This window comes from Tistrella bauzanensis (genome assembly GCF_014636235.1).
GTDB classification, from domain to species: domain Bacteria; phylum Pseudomonadota; class Alphaproteobacteria; order Tistrellales; family Tistrellaceae; genus Tistrella; species Tistrella bauzanensis.
This window is the reverse complement of record NZ_BMDZ01000056.1, coordinates 1-19,112: the sequence shown is the minus strand read 5'-3', so window position 1 is coordinate 19,112 and position 19,112 is coordinate 1. Positions and strand designations below refer to the sequence as shown.

Sequence of the window (19,112 nt, the reverse complement as noted above, 5' to 3'; positions counted from 1 at the left end):
CTGGTTGTTGCCTGGCAACTGGTTGCTCCGGTGCTCATAGCATGATTCCGGGGCGCGGTGACCGGCTGATCTGCCATAGCCGGCTGATCTGCCATAGTCTGTGCGGGATCGGGTTCATCATGCAGGAACGGAGCAACCGATGTCGGACACAGACAGCCAGCCGGAGGGCATGCGAGCCGCCGACGGCCACGCGGTGCCGGTGGAATGGCCGGGATACATGACCTTCGACCGGCCGGGCTGGGCGGCCTTGCGCGCCAACACCCCGATGACCCTGGCTGAAGACGATCTGGCGGCGCTGCGCGGCCTGCAGGATCCGATCGGCATCGCCGATGTCGAAGAGGTGTTCCTGCCGCTGTCGCGGCTGCTGAACCTGCATGTGGCTGCGGCGCGCCAGCTGGGCCAGGTGAAGGATGCCTTCCTTGGCCGGCCGGTCAAGCGGCCACCTTATGTGATCGCGGTGGTGGGCAGTGTCGCTGTGGGCAAGAGCACCTTCGCGCGCGTGCTGCGGGCGCTGCTGGCGCGCTGGCCCGATCATCCCCGGGTCGATCTGGTCACCACCGACGGCTTCCTGTATCCCACCCGGGTGCTGAAGGAGCGCGGGCTGATGACCCGCAAGGGCTTCCCCGAAAGCTATGACACGGCGGCGATGATCCGCTTCCTGGCGGCGGTGAAGGCCGGCGAACCAATGGTCGAGGCGCCGGTCTATTCACATCTGAGCTATGACATCGTGCCGGATGCCGGCCAGAGCGTCCGCCAGCCCGACATCCTGATCCTGGAAGGGCTGAACCTGTTGCAGGTGAACCCGACCAGCAGTGTGGTGGTTTCGGATTTCTGCGACATCTCGATGTATCTTGATGCCGACGAGGCCGATGTCGCCGCCTGGTATGTGCAACGTTTCCTGCTGTTGCAGAAAACCGCCTTCCAGAATCCATCCTCCTATTTCCACCATTACCGTGACCTCAGCCACGATGCGGCCGTGGAAACCGCGCGCGGCATCTGGCAGACGATCAACCGGGTGAACCTGCACGACAACATCCTGCCGACCCGCAAGCGCGCCGATCTGGTGCTGCGCAAGGCGGGTGATCACACGATCAGCGAGGTGCGGCTGCGGATGACCTGACCGCCCTGGCGCCGTCCGCCGTCCCGGCGACCGGCAGGAAGATGGTGAAACTGCTGCCCTCGCCGGACTTGCTGTCGATGGCGAGGTGGCCGCGATGGCGGTTGATGATGTGCTTGACGATGGCGAGGCCAAGCCCGGTGGAGCCGACCTGACGCGACCGGGCGCTGTCGACCCGATAGAAGCGCTCGGTCAGCCGGGGCAGGTGCTCGCGCGGGATGCCGTCGCCCTGGTCGGTCACCGAGAACGCCACCGCGTCCATCACCGCCGCCAGCCCCACCGGGCGCGGCGCCTGGGTGGTGCGGAACAGCCTGACCGTGATCCGGCTGTCATTGCGGCCATATTTGATCGCGTTGTCGATCAGGTTCTGCGCCACCTGGGCCAGTTCATCGGCATCGCCCAGCGCCGAGGGCAGGCCGGGTTCGGCGCCGACCTCGATCTCGATGCCGCGGGCGCGGGCCTTGAATTCCAGCCCTGAGATGACATCGTCGACCACATCGACCAGATCGACCGCCTGGGCCGGCGGCATGTGTTCGTTCATCTCGATACGCGACAAGGACAGCAGGTCGTTGACCAGCCGCGACATCCGCCGCGCCTGATCGTCCATGATCGACAGGAAATGCTCGGCCGCCTCCGGGTCGTCCTTGGCGGGGCCGCGCAGGGTTTCGATGAAGCCGATCAGGGTGGCGAGCGGCGTGCGGATCTCGTGGCTGGCATTGGCGACGAAATCGGCGCGCATCTGTTCCAGCTTGCGGATCTGGGTCAGGTCATGCAGGGCGATCACCGCGCGGCGGGCATCGCCCGGATCGTCGCCGGCGCGCAGGGTCTCGACATGGGCCTTGTATTCCCGCCGGTCGGGTGCTGCGGTGGAAAACACCACATCGGCGAAATCGCCACGCACCAGCGCCTGATCCACCGCATCCAGCAGCGCCGGATGGCGCAGCACCGCCACCAGTTCGCGCCCGACCAGACCCTCGCCCATCGCCTCTTCGGCAGCGCGATTGGCCGAGCGGATGCGGATGCGTTCGTCCACCGTCAGCACCAGCAATGGCAGCCGGTCCAGAATCTGAGCGAAATCGCTGGCCTGGATCGCCAGACGCTCGGTGCGCCGGCGTTCCTTCAGCCACAGCCGCAGCATGGCGCGGGCGATGTCCTGTACGATCCGTCCACCGGGGGGCGGTGCGGGACGCTCTTCACCCTGGGCCAGCGCCTCGGCAAAATCGCGCAGGGCATGAAAGCCACCCAGCAGAAGCTGCGCCACCGCGATCGAGCCTGCGAGCGCCACCAGCATGCCGGCCACCGCCCACCACCACGACAGGGCGCCGACGAGGCCCAGCCCCGCCAGCGTACCGGCCGATGGTGCGGCGATCGCCGCGGTCGCCCCCAGAAGTCGTGTGATCTCGCTGCGGTCGAAACCAGCCATGCCTTGTCTCCGCCAGCGCCCGGTCCCTCATGACCGGCGCGACCCGACAGACTGCCCGAGCCACGGCGCCGGTCAACTGTCGCGGGATGAAAGTTTCGCGTAACTCAAAGCGAGACAAGCCTGCCCCGACACGACGACGCGCGCAAACCCGGCGGGGGCTTGCGCGCGTCGTTATGGCCGGGTATGGCCTGGATGGGCACCCGCGTGGATCAGCGGTGCGCCTTCTCCTGTCCGTCAATCAGGGCGTCATGGGCGGCGACGGCGGCGATGTTGACCATTTCGGCCACGGTGGCGCCCATCTGCACGATCTGCACCGGCTTCGACATGCCGCGCAGCAGGGGGCCGATCTGGACCGCGCCACCCAGGTTCTGCAACAGCATCGCCGAGATATTGGCGCTGTGCAGACCGGGCATGATCAGCACATTGGCCGGGCCGGTCAGCTTGCAGAACGGGTAGTAGCGCTGCATCAGCTCCTGATCCAGCGCCACATCCGCCGACATTTCGCCGTCGAATTCGAAATCGACGCCACGGCTTTCAAGGATGCGGCAGGCGGCCCGGATCCGGTCGGCCTTCTCGCGATGCGGGTTGCCGAAATTGCTGTAGGATAGCATGGCGACCCGCGGCTCCAGCCCGAACCGCCGGGCCGACGCGGCGGCCTGGATGGCGATATCGGCCAGCGCCTCGGCTTCCGGCAGCTCGTTGACCGTGGTGTCGGCGATCATGATCGTGCGGCCACGGCTGACCATCACCGACAGGCCGATCAGGCGTTGATCCGGCTCGGGATCGATGACAAGCTGCACGTTTTCCAGCGCCACCCAGTAATTGCGGGTCAGGCCGGTGATCAGCGCGTCGCCGTCGCCGCAGGCGACCATGCAGGCGCCGAAGACGTTGCGGTCCTGGTTCACCAGCCGCTGGACGTCGCGATACAGATAGCCGCGCCGTTGCAGGCGGGCATAGAGGAAGTCGGTATAGGCCTTGTTCTTGTCCGACAGCCGGGCGTTGTGGATGTCGATCTCGAAATCGGAGCCGTCACCCAGGCCCAGCCGCAGCATGCTGGCCTTGATGTGCTCCTCGCGCCCGATCAGCACCGGCTTGCCCAGACCGGATTTGGCCCATTGGGTGGCGGCGCGGATGGTCTGCTCCTCCTCGCCCTCGGCGAAGACCACGCGCTTGGGGTTCTCGTGCACCCGCTCGATGATCCGCTCCAGGCTGTCGGCGGTGGGGTCGAGCCGGGCGCGCAGCGCGCGGACATAACGGCCGCGATCGACCAGCGGCTTGCGGGCGACACCGGTCTCGGTGGCGGCCTTGGCCACGGCCAGCGGCACGGTGGTCATCAGGCGCGGATCGAACGGCGCCGGAATGATGTAGTCGCGGCCATACTGCATGCGGCGGTTGCCATAGGCGCGCGCCACCTCGTCGGGCACGTCTTCCCGCGCCAGGCCGGCGATCGCATAGGCGGCGGCGATCTTCATCTGCTCGTTGATTTCCGTGGCCCGCACATCCAGCGCGCCGCGGAAGATATAGGGGAAGCCCAGGACGTTATTGACCTGATTGGGATAATCCGACCGGCCGGTGGCGACGATGGCGTCGCTGCGCACCTTGGCCACCTCTTCGGGCGTGATTTCCGGATCGGGATTGGCCATGGCGAAGATGATCGGCTGCGGCGCCATCGAGGCCAGCATCTCGGGCGTGAACGCGCCCTTCACCGACAGGCCGAACACCACATCGGCGCCCTTCAGGGCATCGGCCAGGGTGCGGGCATCGGTTTCCACCGCATGCGCCGACTTCCACTGGTTCATGCCCTTCTCGCGGCCCTGATAGATCACGCCCTGGCTGTCACAGAGGATGGCGTTCTCATGCGGCAGGCCCATGGCCTTGACCAGTTCCAGGCAGGCGATGCCGGCAGAGCCGGCGCCGTTGACCACCATGCGCACGTCGCGGATCGACTTGCCGGTGATCTCCAGCGCGTTGATCAGGCCGGCGGCCGAGATGATCGCGGTGCCGTGCTGGTCGTCGTGGAACACCGGCACGTCCAGCAGCTCGCGCAGCCGCTGTTCGATGATGAAGCATTCCGGGGCGCGGATGTCTTCAAGATTGATGCCGCCCCAGGTGGGGCCCAGAAAGCGGACGCAGTTGACGAACTCGTCGACGTCCTCGGTCGAGACCTCGATGTCCACCGCATCGATATCGGCGAACTTCTTGAACAGGACCGCCTTGCCCTCCATGACGGGCTTCGAGGCCAGCGCCCCCAGATTGCCCAGACCCAGAACCGCGGTGCCGTTCGAGATGACGGCGACCATATTGCCCTTCGACGTATAGTCGTAGGCCTTGTTCGGATCTTTGTTGATGTGCAGGCATGGCCAGGCAACGCCGGGGCTGTAGGCGAGCGACAGGTCACGCTGGGTCATCAGCGCCTTGGTGGGCGTGATCGACAGCTTGCCCGGCCGATCTCCCTGGTGGAATTCCAGGGCCTCCTGCTCGGTCACATAGTACTTCTCGCCATCCATCCGGCTTGCCCTTCGGGTGATCATTCTTCTGGTGGTGATGTGACGGCCCGACCGTCGACCGTAACCCGGACGCGGATTGCGCGCCTGACGCGGGTTACGAAAAGGCCATTAATGTAACGAAATTTCACGGAGCCGTCGCGCGACATGATTGGGGCCGGATGCGGGGCATCCGCGCGGCCGGGGTCTGGATGCCGGATCTGCCGTCATCGGCTGGCGGGCATCCTCAGGTAGGTCATGCTGTTATATAAATCATCTGTTTCCGGTATTATTATTCCAATTTAACGCGACAGTCGGATTTTTATAGCCGAACGCGGTTCGCCTGTCGACGGCTGAAACACGGGGGCGCCTCCACTGCCACAGGGTCGCCGCACAGGCGTGCCCATCCGTGCAGCTTGTCGCCGTGCCGGTGGTCGCGTTAGGGTCGGCGGCGCCCGTCTCAAGGACAAGACCCTCACCGAAAGGCAGAGCCGCCCAATGACCAGAGCCCGCGCGCGCGGCCGCGACGACCGGCCAGACGATGACGCTGCGAGCACCGCCGATGCCGCTTCCGCCGCCAGCGATGCCGCCATCACCGGCGCCACGCCGATGATGGCCCAGTATCTGGCGGTGAAGCGCGACCATCCGGGCTGTCTGCTGTTCTATCGGATGGGCGACTTCTATGAAATGTTCTTCGACGATGCGGTGCTCGCCGCGCGGACGCTGGACATCACCCTCACCCGGCGCGGCCAGCACAAGGGCGAGGACATCCCCATGGCCGGCGTGCCGGTGCATGCGGCCGAGCATTACCTGTCGCGGCTGATCCGCGCCGGCCACCGGGTCGCGATCTGCGAACAGGTGGAAGACCCGGCCGAGGCGCGCCGCCAGCGCGGCTACAAGGCGCTGGTCCGGCGCGAGGTGGTGCGGGTGGTGACGCCGGGCACCATCGTCGAAGACACACTGCTCGATGCCCGCCGGTCGAACAATCTGGCGGCGCTGGCCCGCGCCGATGGCCGGCTCGCTCTGGCCTGGGTGGATATCTCGACCGGCGAATTCGCCGTGACCGGGGTCGAGGCGTCGGCGCTGGCGGCGGAACTGGCGCGGCTGGACCCATGCGAGCTGGTGGTATCGGACCGGCTGCTGGCACGCCCCGAATTCGGCCCCCTGCTGGGGGAGCTTGGCCCCGCGCTGACCCCGCAGCCGGCGGCGTTGTTCGACCCCGCCGCCGCCGGCCGGCGGGTGATGGAGCATTACGGCGTGGGTGCGCTCGATGCCTTCGGCATCGAAAGCCGGGCCGAGGCGGCGGCCTGCGGTGCGCTGATCGATTATGTCTCGCTGACCCAGAAGGGCCGGGTGCCGCATCTGGCGGCGCCTCATCGTCAGGCGGCCGATACGGTGATGGCGATCGATCCCGCCACCCGCCGCAGCCTGGAACTGGTGCAGACCATGACCGGTGAACGCCGCGGCAGCCTGCTGGGGCTGATGGATCTGACCGTCACCGGCGCCGGCGCCCGGCTGCTGGCGCGCCGGCTGGGCGCGCCGCTGACTGATCCGGCGGCGATCGGCCGCAGGCTGGACGCGGTGGACCATCTTCTGGCCGACGAGGATCTGTGCGCGGATCTGCGCCGGTTGCTGGATGGCATGCCCGATCTGGAACGCGCCCTGCAACGGCTGTCGCTGAACCGGGGCGGCCCGCGCGACCTCAGGGCGATCGGCGACGGCTTGCATCAGGCGGGGTTGATCCGCGACCGGCTGACCCGGCTGGGAGTCTCGGACCCGGCGCCGCTGGGCGACGGCATTCTGCCGGCGGAACTGGCCGATGGCCTGCCGGCGCTGGGCCATCACGGCGCCCTGGCCCACCGGCTGCGCACGGCGCTGGTGGCCGAGCCGCCGTTGCTGGCCCGCGATGGCGGCTTCATCGCCCGCCATTTCGATGTGGCGCTGGACGAGGTGAAATCGCTGGCGACCGAAGGCCGGCGCCATATCGCGGCATTGGAAGGCGCCCATCGTCGCGACACCGGCATTTCCTCGCTGAAGGTGCGCCACAACAATGTGCTGGGCTTCTTCATCGAGGTGACGCCGGCCCATGGCGACAAGCTGGTGCAGGACACCCGCTTCATCCATCGCCAGACCCTGGCCAATGCGGTGCGCTTCACCACCGTGGAATTGGGCGAGCTGGAAACCCGGCTGACCCGTGCCGCCGATCAGGCCCTGGCCGCCGAGCTTGAGGCGTTCGAGGCGCTGATCGCCGAGGTGATGGCGGCGGCCGACGGCATCGCCGCCTGCGCCGGGTCGCTGGCGGTGCTGGACGTATCGGCGGCGCTGGCCGAGTTGGCGCGCGGCCGCAATTATGTCCGCCCGCTGATCGACGACAGCCTGAATTTCGCGATCGAGGGCGGGCGCCACCCGGTGGTCGAGGCCTTCGTCGAGGCCAATGGCGGCACGCGCTTCGTCGCCAATGACTGTGATCTGGGCGGGAATGGCGAACCGGGCGGTGATGGCGATGCCCCCGGTGCGGCCGATGCCGTCATGGCGCCGGATGCGGCGCCGGCCGCGGGGGGCGGGCCCGGCCTGTGGCTGCTGACCGGCCCGAACATGGCCGGCAAGAGCACCTTTCTGCGCCAGAACGCGCTGATCGCGGTGATGGCGCAGGCCGGCAGCTTCGTGCCGGCGGCCCGTGCCCGGATCGGCGTGGTCGACCGGCTGTTCAGCCGGGTGGGCGCGGCCGACGATCTGGCGCGCGGCCGTTCCACCTTCATGGTCGAGATGGTCGAGACCGCGACCATCCTGAACCATGCCGGCCCCCGCGCGCTGGTGATCCTGGACGAAATCGGCCGTGGCACGTCCACCTGGGATGGCTTGTCGATCGCCTGGGCGGTGGTTGAGCATCTGCATGACGTGAACCGCTGCCGGGGGCTGTTCGCCACCCATTATCATGAATTGACCGCGCTGGCGGCGCGGCTCGACCGGCTGTCGTGCCACACCATGCGGATCAAGGAATGGCAGGGCGATGTGGTGTTCCTGCACGAAGTGGCAGCCGGCGCCGCCGACCGGTCCTATGGCATTCATGTCGCCCGGCTGGCGGGTCTGCCGAAGCGGGTGATCCGGCGGGCGGAGGCGGTTCTGGGTCAGATCGAGCGTGGCGAGACCGGCTCGCCGGCGGCGAAGCTGACAGACGACCTGCCGCTGTTCGCGAGCCTGCGCCTGCCCGACGCGCCGGCGGCGGCCGCGCAACCAGACCCGGAGCCGGACCCGGAAGCCGTGGCGGCGCTGGCCCTGAAGGCCCGGCTCGCCGCCATCGACCCCGACGACCTCACGCCCCGCGCCGCACTCGACCTGCTGTATGATCTGCTGCGCGACGCGGGGGGCTGAACGGGGCGCGGTTCCGGGGCGCGGTCCTCACGCCGTCGGCAGCTTGTAGTCCTTGAACGTCTCGCGCAGCTTCAGCTTCCAGATCTTGCCGGTGGCGGTGTGGGGCAACTCGTCCAGCACCACCACGTCATCGGGCATCCACCAGCTGGCGATGCGCGGCTTCAGATGGGCCAGCACGCCGTCGCGGGTGAGATCAGCGTCGCCGCTCCGGGTGACGATCAGCAGCGGCCGTTCCTGCCAGCGCGGATGGAACACGCCGATCACCGCCGCCTCGAGTACCCCCGGATGCGAGACCGCCTCATTCTCGATCTCGATCGAGCTGATCCATTCGCCGCCCGACTTGATCACGTCCTTGGTGCGGTCGGTGAGCCTCAGATAGCCATCGGCGTCGATGGTGCCGACATCGCCGGTGGGAAACCAGCTATCGGCGTCGACCGCCGGCTCGTCGCGGCCGAAATAGCCCTTCACGATCCAGGGGCCGCGCACCTGGACATGGCCGGGCGTGCGGCCGTCATGGGCTGCGATGCCCCCGTCCTCGCCCACGATCCGCACCTCGGTGCCGAAGACCGGCCGGCCCTGGCTGAGCCGGAGCGTGCGGTCGTCGTCCTCGCTCAGCCCGTCATGGCGGGCCAGCGGCAGGGCCACGGTCACCAGCGGGCTGGTCTCGGTCATGCCCCAGGCATGGACCATGGTGATACCGTAATCGCGCTCGAACCGTTCCATCAGCACGCGCGGCATGGCGCTGCCGCCAACGAAGATCCGCTTCAGCCGGGTGGGGCGGGCGTCGGGATTCTGGTCGATGTGCTGAAGATAGTTCAGCCAGATCGTGGGGACGCCGCCGCTCAGGGTGATGCCCTCGCCATTGATCAGTCCGGCCAGGCTGACCGGATCCAGGCGGTGGCCCGGCATGACCATCCTGGCGCCGGCCATGGCTGCCGCATAGGGCACGCCCCAGGCATTCGCGTGGAACAGCGGCACGATCAGCAGGATGCTGTCCCTGGCCGAGACGGCGGCCGAGCTGTCCGCCGTGCAGGTCATCATGCCGTGCAGCACGGTGGACCGGTGGCTGTAGAGCACGCCCTTGGGGTTGCCGGTGGTGCCCGATGTGTAGCAGAGCGTCGCGGCGGTGTTCTCGTCCAGATCCGGCCAGACATAGTCCTCAGGCTGCGCCGCGATCAGGGTTTCATAGCAGAGCGCGCCGGGCAGGGTGGTGTCGGGTATCTGGTCGGCATCGGCCATGATCACCCAGGTGGTGACGCCGGGCAGATCGGCGGCCACGCTTTCCGCGACCTCGACCAGATTGGGATCGACGAACACCACCCGGTCGCCGGCATGGTTCATGATATAGGCGATCTGGTCGCGGAACAGCCGGGGATTGACCGTGTGCAGCACGGCGCCCGACCCTGAGACGCCGAAATACAGCTCGTAATGGCGATGGGTGTTCCAGGCCAGGGTCGCCACCCGGTCGCCGGCATGAACGCCCAGCGCCGCCAGCGCATTCGCCAGCCGTTTCGCCCGCCGGTTGATCTCGCCATAGCTGCTGCGGTGGATCGGCCCCTCGATCGTGCGCGTGACGATTTCGGTGCCGCCATGACAGCGGGCCGCATGCTCGATGATCGACGAGATCAGCAGTGATCTGTCCTGCATCAGTCCGTACACGTGAACCTCCCTTTATTGCCGGGGCGTCTCCCCGGTCATCATTTGTCTCGGGTGCCGCTAAACAGCCCGGACCATTCCGCAGTGCACCCGAATTCTACCGCGATGCAAGTCAGGTATATTGCGATGCGCAATCGAGCCGGACGATCTCGTCCGGAATGATCGGCATGTATTTCAACAAGGATGATGTCTTCTCTCGGAACATCTTTCCAGGATGCCAAGGGGGACTTGACGACTGAAATCACTAGCAGATAGCTTACCCGCGAGTAAATACTCTAACAACAGAAATGGGTGTCCGCCATGGCATGCGGCACGGCGACCGGCCAGGGAGCATGGCCGGCGGCCGATGACGCATGCCCGCATCGCAACCGGCGATACCAGAACAACGCCGGATCAGACCAATTACAGTGGAGGATCAATCATGAGATGTCTGAAGGGGGTCGCCTGTGCCGCGGCCCTGCTGTTGCCGGTGATGGCGGGTGCCGCGTCGAATGCCGGTGCCGTCTCGGACGATGTGGTGCGGATCGCGGTGATCAACGATCGCTCCGGCCCCTATTCCGACTTCAATGGCGAGGGTTCGGTGGTCGCGGCCAGGCTGGCGATCGCCGATTTCGGGCCGACCGTGCTTGGCCGTCCGATCGATCTGATCTCAGGCGATCACCAGAACAAGCCGGATGTCGGCATCGGGCTGGCGCGGCGGTGGATGGACACCGACGGCGTCGACATGATGGTCGATTTCGGCAATTCGGCGGTGTCGCTGGCGGTGCAGGATCTGACCCAGGGCAAGCGGGTGGCGATCCATGTCGCCTCGGCGTCGGATGCGCTGTTCGGGGCCAAGTGCTCGCCCACCGGCTTTCTGTGGAATTATGACACCACGGCGATCGCCAACGCGATCGGCAAATCGGCGGTCGAGGCTGGCGGCGAGAGCTGGTACTTCATCACCGCCGATTATGCCTTCGGCCATGCGATGGAAAAGCAGTTGACCACGGTGATCGAGAAGGCCGGCGGCAAGGTACTGGGCCATGTCCGTCACCCGGTCGGCAACACCGATTTCAGCTCGTTTCTGCTTCAGGCCCAGGCCTCGGGCGCCAAGATGGTGGCGGTGCTGAACGCGGGCGAGGACACCACCAACACCATCAAGCAGGCGGCCGAGTTCGGGCTGGTCGATGCCGGGCAGAAACTGGCCGGCACCACGTTCTACATTCTGAACGTCCACGGCCTGGGCCTGGAGGCGGCACAGGGTTTGCAGGTCGTGACGCCGTTCTACTGGGATCGCAACGATGCGTCGCGCGAATTCACCCGGCGTTGGCGTGAGGCCATGAACACCGATCGCGCGCCCACCCATCCGCAGGCCGGCGTCTACAGCGCGGTGCTGGCCTATCTGCGCGCGATCGAGGCCGCCGGCACCGACGAGGCGATGGCGGTCTCGGCCAGGATGAAGCAACTGCCGGTCGACGACTTCTATGGCGAGAACTCGCGCATCCGCGAGGACGGCCGGCTGATGAAGGACATGTTCCTGGTGGAGGTGAAATCGCCGGCGGACTCGACCGGCCCGTGGGATTATTACAAGGTGCTGGCCCAGATGCCCGCCGACGAGATTATCCGCCCGATGTCGGAAGGCGGCTGCCCCTTTGTGGGCAAAGCCGCCGCCGCCGGATCATGACCCGCCAACAGACGATTTCTTAATCAGACCCGTATTATCTGAAGCGAGGCGATGGCTCCCCTGCGGGCCGCCGGCTCGCTTGTCGCTTGTACCTCCGCGCCGACAGCCGGATAGTGCGGCCCCGGATATCGGCCCCGCCTCCCATGCGGGCGCCGGTATCCGGGGCCGATGCCGATACCGGCTGGTGGCTTGCGATGAGGGACGAGATGGACGGACAAGGCCGAATGGCGCGATGGCTGTCGCCGCGCATCCTGCGGCCGGTGGCGGCGATCGGGATGCTGGCGGTGTTCGGGCTGGCCTTGTGGGTCATCCAGTATGAAACCCGCAGCATGTCCTTCGCCGACATCCGGGCGGCGATCGCCGCGGTCGGCATCGGCGATGTGGTGTGGGCGGGGGTATTCACCGCCCTGTCCTTCGTGGCGCTGATCGGCTTCGATGCGCTGGCCCTGCGGGATGCGGGGGTGCGGCTGCCGACCGCACGGGTCGCCTTCGCCGCCTTCTGCGCCCAGGCGATTGCCCATACCGCCGGCTTTGCCGCCGTCACCGGCACCTCGGTGCGGCTCAGGGTCTATGGCAATGCCGGGGTGTCGCCGGCGGTGGTGGCGCGGCTGATGGTGTTCGGCGCCACCGCCTTCGCGCTGGGATCGGCGCTGACCGGCGGCGTCGCGGCGGTGCTGGAAGGCCGGCGCGTGGCCGTGGCCACCGGCCTGCCGGTCATGGCGGTGCAGGCGCTGGGCGTGGCGATCCTGACGGTGCTGGTGGCCTATATGGTCGCCTCGGCGCGCGGGCTGGCGATCAGCTTCCGCACCTGGCGGCTGTCGCTGCCGCGCTTGTCGATGACCCTGGGCCAGACCGCGCTGGCGGTGGCCGATCTGGTCTTTGCCTGCGCCGTGCTGTGGATGCTGCTGCCCGCCGACCTGCCGTTGTCGTTTGCGGCCTTTCTGGGGCTGTATGCGGTGGCGATCGTGGCCGGGGTGATCGCCCATGTCCCCGGCGGGCTGGGGGTGTTCGAAGGCATCGTGCTGCTGTTCCTGCCCGGCGTGCCGGCGCCAGAGGTGCTGGGCGCGCTGGTTGTCTATCGGATCATCTATAACCTGCTGCCCCTGATCCTGGCGGCGGCGCTGATCGCCGTGGCCGAGGCCGCGCGCGCGGCCGGGCGGGTGGCGCCGGCCGTGCGCCGGGCGGGCGCCGGCGTGGCGCGCGCCGGTGCCGGTGCGGCCCAGGTGGCGCCGATTGCCTTCGCCCTGCTGGCCATGGCCTGTGGCGCGGCCCTGCTGATCTCGGCCGCGACCCCCGCCGCCGATGGCCGGCTGGCGCAACTGGCGCAGATTCTGCCGCTGGCGGTGCTGGAGACCTCGCATCTGGCCAGCGGCATCACCGGGCTGCTGCTGCTGGTGATTGCCCGGGGCCTGTCGCGGCGGGTGGATGCGGCCTGGGCGGCGGCCGTGGTGCTGACGGTGGCGGGCTCGGTCCTGTCGCTGCTGAAGGGCTGGGACTGGGAGGAAGCCTGCCTGCTGGCGCTGGTCGCCGGGCTGCTGGTGCTGGCACGCCCGGCCTTTCACCGTCATGGGTCGCTGCTTCGCCAGCCGATGACGCCGGGCTGGGTGGCGGCGGTGGCGATCGCGGTGCTGGGCTCCACCTGGCTGATGTGGTTTTCGTTCCGCGGCGGCGCGCTGATGGCCGAGGGCGCGGCCCTCGGCACCGGCCTGTCGGACGCCCTGTGGACCGTGGGACTGGATGCCGAGGCGTCGCGGGCGCTGCGCGCGATCGTGGCGGTGGTGGTTCTGGGGGTGGTGCTGCTGGCCACCCGGTTCTTCGCGCCGGCACTGCCCCGGCCGCGCCCGGCGGATGCGGCCGAACTGGAGCAGGCGGCGCGGATTTCCGCACAGTCGTCATCCAGCATGGCGCAGCTGGCCTTCACTGGCGACAAGAGCTTCATCTTCTCGGAATGCGGCGACGCGTTCGTGATGTATGCGGCCTCGGGCCGGTCGCTGGTGGCGATGGGCGATCCGATCGGGCCGCGCCATGCCTGGGCCAATGTCGCCTGGATGTTCCGGGAACTCTGCGACACCCATGGCGCGCTGCCGGTGTTCTATCAGGTCTCGGCCGAGGCGCTGCCGCTGTATCTGGATCTGGGGCTGCGGCTGGTGAAGCTGGGCGAAGAGGCGGTGGTGCCGCTTGCGGGCTTCAATCTTGAGGGCAAGCCCCGCGCCGAGCTGCGCTATGCCCATCGCCGCGCGATCAAGGATGGCGCCAGCTTCGAACTGCTGGCGCCGGGTGCGGCCGTGCGGATCATGCCGCAGCTCCGCAAGGTGTCGGAGGCCTGGATGGAGGAACGCCAGGCGCGCGAGAAGCGGTTCTCGCTGGGCCGGTTCGATCCCGACTATCTGAACCGCTGCCCGATCGCGGTGGCACGGGTGGGCGACCGGATCGTGGCCTTCGCCAATCTGTGGCCATCGGCCGATCGGGCGGAACTGACCCTGGACCTGATGCGCCATGTGCCCGATGCCGGCTATGGCATCATGGATTACCTGCTGGTCGAGACCATGCTGCATGCCCGCGATGCCGGCTGGCAGCGGTTCTCGCTGGGTATGGCGCCGCTGGCGGGCCTGCCCGACAACCCGCTGGCCCCGGCCTGGAGCCGGATCGGCACCTTCATCTATCAGCGTGGCGAGGGCCTTTACAACTTCCAGGGGCTGCGCCGCTTCAAGCAGAAATTCCTGCCCGACTGGCGGCCGCGGTTCCTGGCGGCCCCCGGCGGCACCGCTCTGCCGCAGGTGGGGCTCGATCTGGTGGCGCTGATCTCAGGGGGCATCAAAGGGGTTATCGGGCGATGAGACGGAGCCTGCGGGTCGCTGCCATGCGGGTGGCGCGGATGCTGGCGGTGGTGCTGACGGTGGCGCTGGTCGTGGGCGATGGCGGGGTCGGGTTGACGGCGGCCGAGACCGCCGCGGCCATGACCGGTGCCACCGATGATCCGGCGGCCGCGCATGCCGACTGGCTGGTCGATCTGCCGGCCGATGGCGCCGGGGGGGGGGCCATGACCGCGATCTGGCGGTGATCATCTCGGGCGATGGCGGCTGGGCCGATCTGGACCGCGATATGGGCGCCCGGCTTCAGGCGCGCGGTGTGGCGGTACTGGGGGTGGATGCGCTGCACTACTTCTGGACCCGGCGTAGCGCCGCCGATGCGGCCCGGGATCTGGCCGGGCCGATCGCCGACCGCATGGCGCGCTGGCACTGCGACCGGCTGGTGCTGATCGGCTTTTCCTTCGGCGCGGCGGTGCTGCCGTCGATCACGGCCCAATTGCCGCCGGCACTGCTCGACCACGCGGTGCTGGCGGTGATGCTGACCTCCAACACCTGGGCCAACTGGGAGATCCACCCGACCAACTGGCTGCACGACACGCCCGAAGATGGCGCGACCGATGTGGTCGCCGCCGCCCGCGCGCTGGCGCGGCCGCCATTGCTCTGCGTCTATGGGCTGGACGAGGCCGATATCTCGGCCTGCCCGCGGATCGGCGACCGCGCCACCGTGCTGGGCATTCCCGGCGGCCATCATTTCGATGGCGACTACGACCGTCTGGCGGATCTGGTTCTGGCGCAGATGGACGGCCGCTGAACGGCGGTGGCGGCCACGGATGCGGCCATTGATTTCGGCCGCCCTCGCGGCGACACTCTGGTCCTGATCCCCGATCCGCCGACCTGCCGAGCAAGTGGAGCCATGAGATGAGCCCTGTTCCTGAGCGCCACACGACCCCCGATCCGCAGGCCGCCTGGATCCTGGATCTGGTGAAGGCGTCGGGCCGCGATCCCTATCACCGCATGACCCCGGCCGATGCCCGCCGGATGTTCGACGAGGTGGTGGTTCTGCTCGACCTGCCGCGTGCCGAGTTGGCCGTGGTGCGCGATCTGGCGCTGCCCGGCCCGGCGGGCGACATGGCGGTGCGGCTGTACCGGCCCGAGCCGCTGACCCTTGAGGCGGCGCCGCTGCCGGCGCTGCTGTTCATCCATGGCGGCGGCTGGACGATCGGCAGCCTCGATGCCTATGACCGGCTGTGCCGGCATGTGGCGGCGGCGGCCGGCATCGCCGTGGTGTCGCTGGATTACCGGCTGGCGCCGGAGCATCCCTTCCCGGCGGCGGCCGAGGATGCGATCGCGGCCTGGGGCGCGCTGCTGCGGGCGGCGGGTGATTTCGGCATCGATCCTGAGCGGGTGGCGATCGGCGGCGACAGTGCCGGCGGCAATCTGTCGGCCGTGGCGGCACTGGCGGCGCGCGATGCCGGGCTGGCGATGCCTCGCCTGCAATGGCTGATCTATCCGGCGACCGATCTGGCGGTGCGCCACCCCTCACGCGATGTCTTCGCCGAGGGCTATCTGCTGGACGATGCCACCATCACCTGGTTCCTGGCCCAGTATCTGCCGGACCCGGCCCTGGCCCGTGACTGGCGGGCCTCGCCGCTGCACGCACCCGACCATCGCGGCCTGCCGCCGGCGCTGATCGTCACCGCCGGCTGCGACCCGCTGGCCGACGAAGGCCACGCCTATGCGGCGGCGCTGCGCGCGGCCGGTGTCGCGGTTGAGCATCGGGTCTATCCGGGCATGCTGCACGGCTTCATCAACACCGCTGGCGCGCTGGATCAGGCCCGCGACGCGGTGGCGCGATCGGTGGACGCGCTGAAGGTGGCGCTGCGGGGTTGATCCGGGGCGGCCAGGCCGGTCCGCACCGGATCGCGGACCCGCCGGGGATTGCCAGGCGTGGTCACGTCGTATCAATATGCGCGACCCGTTCCAGCCATCCGCTCTGCGTGAGGTTCTCCAGGATGTCGTCGTCCCCCGCCCGTATACCGGCCGCACCCGACAACACGGCCCATGTGGCTTTTGTCGAGGCATTGATCGCCGGACATCACGATGCGCCGCCACCGCTGGGAGACGATCCGCTGTCGCGGGCGCTGGCCCGTCTTGCCGGGCATCTGGCCGAGACCGCCCGTGGTGACACCGACCGGATCGTTGGCGCCTGTATCGAGGCCGCCGAGGCCGGGGTGGGCGTGGTGCATGCGGTGGCTGCCGCCCGCGATCTTGAGGACCGGACATCCGGAGCGGCGTCGGCGATCGGCGAGCTTGCCGCCAGCGGCGGCCGCATCCGCGAGGCCAGCCGTGCTGCAGCCGAGGTGGCACGCGAAGCGAACGAGGCCGCCGAAACCGGTGTGCGCCGGCTGCGCGAGGTGGCCCGGACCGTGGCGACCCTGACCGATGGCGTCACCACTGCGGCCGGCCGCGTCGATGCGCTGGCGGCGGCATCGCAGCAGATCGATACCATTGTGGGTTCGATCGAGGCGGTGGCCCGCCAGACCCGGTTGCTGGCGCTGAACGCGACCATCGAAGCGGCCCGTGCGGGCGAGGCCGGCCGTGGCTTCGCCGTGGTCGCGGGCGAGGTGAAGGCCCTGGCCCAGCAGACGGCGGCGGCCACCGACGATATCCGCGACCGGATCAACGCCCTGCGGGCCGAGATGGCGGCGATCGTCACCGCGATGGGCGATGGCGCGCGTGGGGCTGCCGAAGGCCGCGCCGCCATCGACGGGCTGGGTCGCGAGATCGAGGCCCTGGGCGGCCGGATTGCCGATGTGTCGGGGCGCATGACCCTGGTGGCCACGGAAATCGATGCTCAGGGCGTGGCGTCAGACCGACTGGCGGGTGATATCGCCGCGGTCGCGGGGCTGGGGGCCGACAACCGCAATGGCATCGAAACCGTGGCCGACGCGCTGGACCGGCTGGAGGGCCGCATCGCCCCGGCGCTTCAGGCGCTGGCCGGGCGCCGGCAGAACGATCAGGTGGTGCGTCTGGCCAAGGCCGATCATGCGCTGTGGAAAAAGCGGCTGGCCGCGATGGCGACCGGTCGTGCGAAGCTCGCCGACCGCGAATTGACCGATCATCATTCCTGCCGGCTCGGCCGCTGGTATTATGGCGACCAGTCGGCGGCATGGCGCGGCGACGCGGCCTTCCGGGCGCTGGAGGCGCCGCATACCGCCGTGCACGATCATGGCCGCGAGGCCGCCCGGCTGATGGCCGCCGGCCGGCCGCGAGAGGCGATGGCGGCGATTGGCCGGATGGAGGTCGCATCGCAAGACGTGCTGCGGTTGCTGAACCAGATCGCGCCGGAGCAGGGGGCGATATAACAGCCATCTGCCGGGTGTGTGGCAGAGCGGGGGAGCGGTTCACATTGCTGAACAGTTTCTCTGGAATTCTGTTGACGGTGAAGGGGGTAAGCCCACATCGTTTGCCGCTGGAGCGATCGGTGGTCCGCAAGCTGGCGACGGCCGCTCCGGCGTCCGGCATGCGGCCCGGCGTCCTGTATCACGGCCTGCCCTCCGACCGGCCCAGGGACCGAGAGCTGACACCATGTTTCGTTCCGCCACCGCACACCACAGCGACTCCCGTCCCGCATTGTCGATGATCACGGCGCTGTTCGCGGTTCTGATCGCAAGCCTGTGCGTGACGATCGGCTCGCGGGCAGCCGACGCCCCCCAGCGCACCGACACGGTCCGGCTGGGGGTGATCGATGGCCCCGAGGTCGAGATCGCCGAGGTGGTGAAGATCGTGGCGGCCGAAAAGGGCCTGACGGTCGAGATCGTGACCTTCAAGGAATACGACCAGCCGAACGCGGCGCTGGCCAAGGGCGAGTTGGATGCCAACGCCTTTCAGCACCGGCCGTTCCTGGAAGCCGACAGCGCCGCCCATGGCTATGATCTGGTGTCGGTGGGCTATACCATCGTGCAGCCGATGGGCATCTATTCCCGCACCTTGAAGACCCTGCGCGCGCTGCCCACCGGTGCGCGGATCGGCATTCCGGCCGACCGCAGCAATGGCGGCCGGGCGCTGCGCCTGCTGGCCGAACGGGCGATGATCGGCCTGTCGCCGGGCGCGCGGCTGACGCCCCGGCCGCAGGACGTGATGATCAACACCCGCAAGTTCCAGTTCATCGAGATGCCGGCCGAGGATCTGCCGGCGGCGCTGGACCGGCTGGATGCCGCCGCGATCAACGGCAATTACGCCCAGGCCGCCGGCTTCGACCCGCGCACCGACACCATTGCGATCGAGAACCGGCGCAGCAACCCCTATGGCAATATCCTGGTGGTGCGTCGCGCCGACGAGAACCGCCCTGAAACCCGCATCCTGCTCGACAGTTTCCAGTCCCCCGAGGTCTCGGCCTTCCTGGACGCGCGGTTCGAAGGCGCCTTCATGCCGGCGTGGTGAGGGTGACCGGGAGGCCAGGTCACCACAGACATGACAATGGAGCCGCGGCCAGCTTGTCGCCAAAGAGCCTGTTGCAGAATGGGTCTTCGGAATGTGTCGCGATCGCAGTGAGATCCGCCCTTGAGCCTGCGGCCGGCGCCTGATT

12 protein-coding genes are annotated in these 19,112 nt (G+C 68.4%); 9 read left to right on the top strand and 3 right to left on the bottom strand.

The genetic code is table 11. The features are described 5' to 3' along the window. The first annotated feature begins 169 nt into the window (after positions 1-169). Complete coding sequence (coaA, locus tag IEW15_RS19265) at positions 170-1,120, top strand: type I pantothenate kinase (RefSeq protein WP_188580982.1); 951 nt, start codon at positions 170-172, stop codon at positions 1,118-1,120. On the opposite strand, the gene IEW15_RS19260 is transcribed toward coaA, so the two are convergent. Next, positions 1,092-2,540 carry an ATP-binding protein gene (locus IEW15_RS19260; RefSeq protein WP_188580956.1) on the bottom strand — a complete coding sequence of 483 codons (1,449 nt, stop codon included), beginning with the start codon at positions 2,538-2,540 and terminating at the stop codon, positions 1,092-1,094. The genes coaA and IEW15_RS19260 overlap by 29 nt on opposite strands. Positions 2,541-2,749: 209 nt before the next feature. After that, positions 2,750-5,047 (bottom strand): NADP-dependent malic enzyme, encoded by a 2,298-nt coding sequence (locus IEW15_RS19255; protein ID WP_188580954.1) that lies wholly within the window; start codon positions 5,045-5,047, stop codon positions 2,750-2,752. Positions 5,048-5,521: 474 nt separating this feature from the next. Here IEW15_RS19255 and mutS point away from each other — a divergent pair, with 474 nt between their 5' ends. After that, positions 5,522-8,395: a DNA mismatch repair protein MutS gene (gene mutS / locus IEW15_RS19250; RefSeq protein WP_188580952.1), complete on the top strand. Its 2,874-nt coding sequence runs from the start codon at positions 5,522-5,524 to the stop codon at positions 8,393-8,395. Positions 8,396-8,422: 27 nt separating this feature from the next. On the opposite strand, the gene IEW15_RS19245 is transcribed toward mutS, so the two are convergent. Beyond that, positions 8,423-10,042, bottom strand: coding sequence for a long-chain fatty acid--CoA ligase (locus IEW15_RS19245; RefSeq protein ID WP_188580980.1), 1,620 nt, complete (start codon positions 10,040-10,042; stop codon positions 8,423-8,425). 439 nt (positions 10,043-10,481) lie between these two features. On the opposite strand from IEW15_RS19245, the gene IEW15_RS19240 reads away from it, so the two are divergent. The 7 genes from IEW15_RS19240 to IEW15_RS19210 all read left to right on the top strand — a co-directional run bounded on the left by IEW15_RS19240 (position 10,482) and on the right by IEW15_RS19210 (position 18,967). After that, positions 10,482-11,714 (top strand): ABC transporter substrate-binding protein, encoded by a 1,233-nt coding sequence (locus IEW15_RS19240; protein WP_372402845.1) that lies wholly within the window; start codon positions 10,482-10,484, stop codon positions 11,712-11,714. A 224-nt stretch (positions 11,715-11,938) separates the two neighbouring features. Next, complete coding sequence (gene mprF / locus IEW15_RS19235) at positions 11,939-14,551, top strand: bifunctional lysylphosphatidylglycerol flippase/synthetase MprF (RefSeq protein ID WP_188580947.1); 2,613 nt, start codon at positions 11,939-11,941, stop codon at positions 14,549-14,551. Continuing rightward, positions 14,548-14,775, top strand: a complete 228-nt coding sequence (locus tag IEW15_RS19230) for a hypothetical protein (protein ID WP_188580945.1) — start codon at positions 14,548-14,550, stop codon at positions 14,773-14,775. The genes mprF and IEW15_RS19230 overlap by 4 nt, the downstream gene beginning before the upstream one ends. Then, positions 14,772-15,335 (top strand): AcvB/VirJ family lysyl-phosphatidylglycerol hydrolase, encoded by a 564-nt coding sequence (locus IEW15_RS19225; RefSeq protein WP_188580943.1) that lies wholly within the window; start codon positions 14,772-14,774, stop codon positions 15,333-15,335. The genes IEW15_RS19230 and IEW15_RS19225 overlap by 4 nt, the downstream gene beginning before the upstream one ends. Before the next feature lie 107 nt (positions 15,336-15,442). Then, entirely contained in the window at positions 15,443-16,414 is a 972-nt protein-coding gene (locus tag IEW15_RS19220) for an alpha/beta hydrolase (RefSeq protein ID WP_188580941.1), read from the top strand. 122 nt (positions 16,415-16,536) lie between these two features. After that, on the top strand, positions 16,537-17,889 hold the full coding sequence (locus IEW15_RS19215; RefSeq protein WP_188580939.1) for a methyl-accepting chemotaxis protein: 1,353 nt from the start codon (positions 16,537-16,539) through the stop codon (positions 17,887-17,889). A 223-nt stretch (positions 17,890-18,112) separates the two neighbouring features. Then, positions 18,113-18,967: a MetQ/NlpA family ABC transporter substrate-binding protein gene (locus IEW15_RS19210; protein ID WP_188580937.1), complete on the top strand. Its 855-nt coding sequence runs from the start codon at positions 18,113-18,115 to the stop codon at positions 18,965-18,967. Positions 18,968-19,112 lie beyond the last annotated feature (145 nt).

What these genes read in the sequence shown, in the direction of transcription:
- coaA (WP_188580982.1), top strand. Translation starts at nt 170, where the DNA reads ATGCGAGCCGCCGACGGCCACGCGGTGCCGGTGGAATGGCCGGGATAC.
- IEW15_RS19260 (WP_188580956.1), bottom strand. Translation starts at nt 2,540, where the DNA reads ATGGCTGGTTTCGACCGCAGCGAGATCACACGACTTCTGGGGGCGACC.
- IEW15_RS19255 (WP_188580954.1), bottom strand. Translation starts at nt 5,047, where the DNA reads ATGGATGGCGAGAAGTACTATGTGACCGAGCAGGAGGCCCTGGAATTC.
- mutS (WP_188580952.1), top strand. Translation starts at nt 5,522, where the DNA reads ATGACCAGAGCCCGCGCGCGCGGCCGCGACGACCGGCCAGACGATGAC.
- IEW15_RS19245 (WP_188580980.1), bottom strand. Translation starts at nt 10,042, where the DNA reads ATGCAGGACAGATCACTGCTGATCTCGTCGATCATCGAGCATGCGGCC.
- mprF (WP_188580947.1), top strand. Translation starts at nt 11,939, where the DNA reads ATGGCGCGATGGCTGTCGCCGCGCATCCTGCGGCCGGTGGCGGCGATC.
- IEW15_RS19230 (WP_188580945.1), top strand. Translation starts at nt 14,548, where the DNA reads ATGAGACGGAGCCTGCGGGTCGCTGCCATGCGGGTGGCGCGGATGCTG.
- IEW15_RS19220 (WP_188580941.1), top strand. Translation starts at nt 15,443, where the DNA reads ATGAGCCCTGTTCCTGAGCGCCACACGACCCCCGATCCGCAGGCCGCC.
- IEW15_RS19215 (WP_188580939.1), top strand. Translation starts at nt 16,537, where the DNA reads ATGTCGTCGTCCCCCGCCCGTATACCGGCCGCACCCGACAACACGGCC.
- IEW15_RS19210 (WP_188580937.1), top strand. Translation starts at nt 18,113, where the DNA reads ATGTTTCGTTCCGCCACCGCACACCACAGCGACTCCCGTCCCGCATTG.